Annotated in this window: 5 protein-coding genes; 3 read left to right on the top strand and 2 right to left on the bottom strand. The window is 75.3% G+C overall.

The window, feature by feature from the left end; genetic code table 11:
• Positions 1-481 (bottom strand): SDR family NAD(P)-dependent oxidoreductase (locus tag VR45_RS38395; protein WP_234326583.1); only part of this gene is annotated, 481 nt, incomplete at its 3' end.
• A gap of 322 nt (positions 482-803) precedes the next feature.
• Here VR45_RS38395 and VR45_RS38390 point away from each other — a divergent pair.
• From VR45_RS38390 to VR45_RS38380, 3 genes are all read left to right on the top strand, one after another.
• The gene (locus VR45_RS38390; protein WP_052709700.1) at positions 804-2,156 is read left to right on the top strand and encodes an MFS transporter; all 1,353 of its coding nucleotides are present in this window, start codon (positions 804-806) and stop codon (positions 2,154-2,156) included.
• Positions 2,157-2,160: 4 nt separating this feature from the next.
• The gene (locus VR45_RS38385) at positions 2,161-2,931 is read left to right on the top strand and encodes a TetR/AcrR family transcriptional regulator (RefSeq protein ID WP_078897420.1); all 771 of its coding nucleotides are present in this window, start codon (positions 2,161-2,163) and stop codon (positions 2,929-2,931) included.
• Between the two features lie 108 nt (positions 2,932-3,039).
• Positions 3,040-3,741 (top strand): siderophore-interacting protein, encoded by a 702-nt coding sequence (locus VR45_RS38380; RefSeq protein WP_045944586.1) that lies wholly within the window; start codon positions 3,040-3,042, stop codon positions 3,739-3,741.
• A 28-nt stretch (positions 3,742-3,769) separates the two neighbouring features.
• Here VR45_RS38380 and VR45_RS38375 read toward each other — a convergent pair.
• On the bottom strand, positions 3,770-4,101 hold a 332-nt coding region (locus VR45_RS38375; protein WP_045944585.1), incomplete at its 5' end, for an NUDIX hydrolase.

The following is a 4,101-nucleotide window of genomic DNA, read 5'->3' as shown; positions in this document are numbered from 1 at the left end:
CGTTGGAGCCGACGGTGACGATGGCGCCGCCGCCGCGCTCGGCCATCCGCCGGCCGACCGCCCGGGTGGTGTGGAAGACCCCGGTGGTGTTGACCGCGAAGCTGTCGGCCCAGTCCTGGTCGGTGAGCTCCACCGCGGGGGCGACACGCAGGATTCCCGCGACGTTCACCAGGATGCCGATCGGGCCGAGTTGGCTCTCCATCAGCTCGACGGTGGATTCGACCGCCGCCGCGTCGGAGACGTCCAGCAGGTAGGGGTGGACGGGGCCGCCGGAGGCTCCGCCCCCGGGGGCGGACTCGATCGGACGCTCCGACAGCTCGTCCGACAGCTCGTCCGCGAGCTCGGCGAGCGGACCGGGGTTGCGGTCGACCGCCGCGACAACGGCGCCGGCGGCGACGAGTGCGCGCGTCACCGCCGCGCCTATCCCCTGCCCGGCGCCGGTGACCATCGCGACGGCGCCCGCGAGTTCGGACTGCTGCACTGAAAATCCCCTCCGACCAGCAACATTAGGCAAGCCTAACCTAACACAATTGTTCGGACTCTCCGAGGGGTCCCGCCGGTACGGATCGACTCTGCGGGGTCGTCAATTGCGGGCGCCCGGAAGCCCGGGGGGCATCCGTCGACCGGCAGCCGACCCGGGGGCCGACCCACGAGCGAATGTAGACGCAACGTTGCGTCCAGTGTTAGCGTCGAAGCGTTGGACCGAGACGCAACGTTGCGTCCATCTTTCGGCTCCGACGGCGCGGGCCATGACCGACGGCCCCGACGCGCCCTCCTCCCACCGTCACCCCCGAGGAGCACCCATGCCCTCCGCCCCGCCCCGGCGCCCCGGCGGCCCGCTCGCCCCGGCCGCCGTCGCCCTCGCCTTCTGGGTCACCATGGCCGGAACCACCGTCCCGACCCCGCTCTACCCGCTCTACCAGCGCGCCTTCGGCTTCTCGACCTTCACCGTCACGGTGATCTTCGCCGTCTACGCGCTCGGCGTCGTCGCCGGTCTGCTGACCCTCGGCCGCCTCTCCGACCGGATCGGCCGACGCCCCGTGATCCTGGCCGCCCTACTGCTGGCCGCGGCCGCCGCCACCCTGTTCGAACTCGCCGACTCGCTGCCCTGGCTGCTCGCCGCCCGGGTCCTCTCCGGCTTCGGCGCCGCCCTCGTCACCGGCGCCGCCACCGCCGCCCTGCTCGACCTCGCCCCGCCGGAGCGCCGACTGCGCGCCCAGACCGTCGCCCTGGCCGCCAACATGGGCGGACTGGCCGGCGGCACCCTGTTCGCCGGCGTTCTCGCCGAATGGGCCGGCTCCCCGCTGCGCCTGCCCTGGACGGTGACGCTCGTCCTCACCGGCGCCGCCCTGCTCGGACTGCTCGCCGTCCCCGAGACGGTGCCCGCCGAGGTCCGCCGCGCGGGCCGGTCCGGCTCCCCGACCGGGAGCACCCTTCGGTTCTCTCCGACCGGGAGCACCCTTCGGTTCCGGCCTCGGTTGCGGCCACTGCACGTCCCGCCCGGCATCCGCCCCGCGTTCCTGCGCGCCGCGCTCGCCGGCGGGGCCGGATTCGCCGTCACCGGCGTGCTGACCGCCGTCAGCGGACTCTTCCTGGCCACCGTGCTCGGCCTGCACAACCACGCGCTCACCGGGCTCGTGGTCGCCCTGGCCTTCCTCTCCACCGCCGTCGGACAGTTGCTCGTCCGCGTGCTGCCACCGGCCCGCGCCCTGCCGCTGGCCTGCGCCGGACTGGTCCTGGCCGCCGCGCTGGTGGCCGGCGCCCTGCTCGGCGGGACGCTGCCGCCGCTGCTGCTCGGCGCCTGCGTCAACGGCCTCGCCACCGGCACCGCCATCGGCACCGGACTCGGCACCGTCAACGGCGGGGTGGAGCCGCACCGGCGCGGCGAGGCGGTGTCGGCGTTCTTCGCCGTGCTGTTCACGATGCTCTCGGTGCCAGTGATCGGGGTCGGCGTACTCGTCCGGGCGACCGGGCTGCGCACCGCCGGGGTCGGCTTCAGCGCGGCGGTCGCCGTCCTGGCCCTCGCCGTCGCCGCCGGGCTGGTCCGCCGACCGCGGCACGGAGCGTCGCCGGTGCCGACGGCGGCGGAACCCGCAGCGGTACCGGCAGCGGCACCCGCAGCGACACCGGCCGCCGCCCGTCCCGGGAAGGCGTGAGAGGATGGCCGCGACCGTCGTCAACGGCCAGCAGCCGCCCCCGGACAAGGACCACACCGCCATCGCCGCCCAGCCCAGCCCCGCCACCGGAAGCCGGTCCGGCGCGAGCCGCGCCGCCGGTGACCGCGCCATCGGCGGCCGTGCCGCCGGTGCCGCGCGCGCGGCCGAGGCGGGCGGGAGCGCGAAGAAGACCGACGCGGCGAGCACCGGAGCCGGCGGTCGGCGCAGCGAGGCCGCACGGCTGGCGGTGCTGAACGCCGCCGACGACCTCCTGGTCGAGCAGGGCTTCGAGGGCCTGACCATCGAGGGCATCGCGGCCGCCGCCGGGGTCGCCAAGCAGACCATCTACCGCTGGTGGAAGTCGAAGGTGGACATCCTCTTCGACAACCTCGTCCTGGACGCCGCCACCGGTCTCGCCTGGCCCGCCGAGACACCCGCCGACCCGGCCGATCTGCGCGCCTACCTCCACCGGTTCGCGGAGTTCCTCGGTGCGGCACCGGCCGGCAAGGTCCTCCAGGCGCTCCTCGGCCATGCCCAACTGGACGCCAGGACGGCCGAGTTGCTGCACGGCGGCTTCCTGGACGCGCTGCGTGCCCGGGACGTCGAGCACACCCGCGCCTGCCTCGGGGCCGGCACCGACGAGGCCGGCGCCGACGAGGCCGCCGTACTGCTGGACGCGCTGCTCGCCCCGCTCTACCACCGCGCCCTGGTGCTGCGCCGCCCGCTGGACCCCGCGTTCGTCGACGCGCTGCTCGACCAGCACCTGCCGCGCTGAGCCCCACCCCTTCCCGCTTCTCCCCACTTCTCCCCACCGCGCCGCACCGCGGCACCCCGTGTTCACCTCCGGGGCCGCGCCGGCGCCGTCCGATCCCCTGGAGTCCCCGTGTTCCGTCGCCCCCGGCCGACCCACGACGTGCGGGTCACCGCCGTCACCCCGCTCACTCCCGCCCTCCTCCGGCTCACCCTCGCCGGACCGACCCTGGACACCCTCGCCGTCGAACACGCCACCCAGTGGGTGAAGTTGGCGACCCCCGACGGGCACTCCCGGGCCTACACGATCCGGCACCACCGCCCCGCCGCGCGCGAGGCGGACATCGACATCGTGCTGCACGGCAACGGCCCGCTGTCCCGCTGGGCCGCGACCGCCCGCCCGGGCGACCCGGCCCGGATCGCCGGCCCGCGCGGCCGCCGGCCGTCCTTCGAGGGCGCCGGGCACGTCCTGCTCGCCGCCGACGAGAGCGCCCTTCCCGCCGCGCTCACCATCCTGGAGGAGCTCCCGCCGACCGTGCCGGCGACCCTCTTCGTCGAGGTCGGCGATGCCACCGGGGCCTCCCTGCCGCTGCCCGCCCGGGCCGGTCTGACCACCCACTGGCTGACCCGCCCCCAGGGCCACGCCAAGGGCCGGACCCTCACGGACACCCTGCTCGCGGCCGACATCCCGCCCGGCACCACGGCCTGGCTGGCCGGAGAGTCGCAGGCCGTGGCGACCGTCCGCCGCCACCTGCTGACCGACTGGACCCTGCCCCGCGAACGCGTCCACGGCAAGGGCTACTGGAAGCTCGGCGAGGCGAACCACAAGGACTGACGTTCCGTCAGCCCACTGTTCACGCGGGCTACTTGCCGCTCGGGCCCGCTCCGCCCACCGACAGACGGTGCGGGCCCAGGTAGTAGGACAGGGCCGCCAGTGAGGCACCGTCCGCCACCTCGCCCGCCGTCAGCAGTACGACCACCTCGCGCTCGGTCAGCCACTCCACCCGGCTCGCCTCGGACCGGTCGACCGGCCCGCCGGTCGGCCTCGCCCCGGTGGCGTGGAAGGCGTGGAAGTGCATCGTCGAGATCCCGGACATCGCGTCGAACTCCGTCAACGGCTCGACCGCACCCGGCCGCCAGCCGGTCTCCTCCTCGACCTCGCGGGCGATCGCCTCGGCAGGCCCCTCTCCCGGGT

This window comes from Streptomyces sp. NRRL S-495, from assembly GCF_000966955.1.
GTDB lineage: Bacteria > Actinomycetota > Actinomycetes > Streptomycetales > Streptomycetaceae > Kitasatospora > Kitasatospora purpeofusca.
The sequence above is the reverse complement of the archived record's forward strand: the minus strand, read 5'-3'. Positions and strand labels throughout refer to the sequence as shown.

Bases quoted from the DNA above. Each gene is read 5' to 3' on its own strand.
- VR45_RS38390 (WP_052709700.1), top strand. From the start codon at position 804: ATGCCCTCCGCCCCGCCCCGGCGCCCCGGCGGCCCGCTCGCCCCGGCC.
- VR45_RS38385 (WP_078897420.1), top strand. From the start codon at position 2,161: ATGGCCGCGACCGTCGTCAACGGCCAGCAGCCGCCCCCGGACAAGGAC.